Origin of the sequence: Streptococcus suis (genome assembly GCF_002960445.1) — a bacterium.
Lineage (GTDB): Bacteria > Bacillota > Bacilli > Lactobacillales > Streptococcaceae > Streptococcus > Streptococcus hyiners.
This window is the reverse complement of sequence record NZ_POJD01000473.1, coordinates 1-273: the sequence shown is the minus strand read 5'-3', so window position 1 is coordinate 273 and position 273 is coordinate 1. Positions and strand designations below refer to the sequence as shown.

General features: G+C 42.9%; 1 pseudogene. It reads left to right on the top strand.

Annotation, left to right across the window (positions count from 1 at the left end):
- Positions 1–172: 172 nt before the first annotated feature.
- Positions 173–273 (top strand): annotated as a pseudogene (locus tag C1G53_RS12845) (gfo/Idh/MocA family oxidoreductase); the annotation flags it as partial.

The window sequence follows — 273 nt, the reverse complement described above, 5'->3', positions numbered from 1 at the left end:
GATTTTTGCTGGTCTGCCGATAGCGGTCATAGTGAGCCATCATGGCTTGTTTTTGCTGGGCAGATGCCTTTAGTACAACGGTATTCATGTTCTTATTGTAACACAAATGCTAGTTAGAGTGTGCAGAAAAGGGTGGAATTTACTATAATGGTAGAAGAAAGTGAGGTACACTATGGAAGTGCAAATGAAGTATAAATGGGCGACTCTGGGAACAGGTGTCATTGCCAACGAATTGGTTCAGGCCTTGCAGGCTATGGGAGGAAATCTTTATTC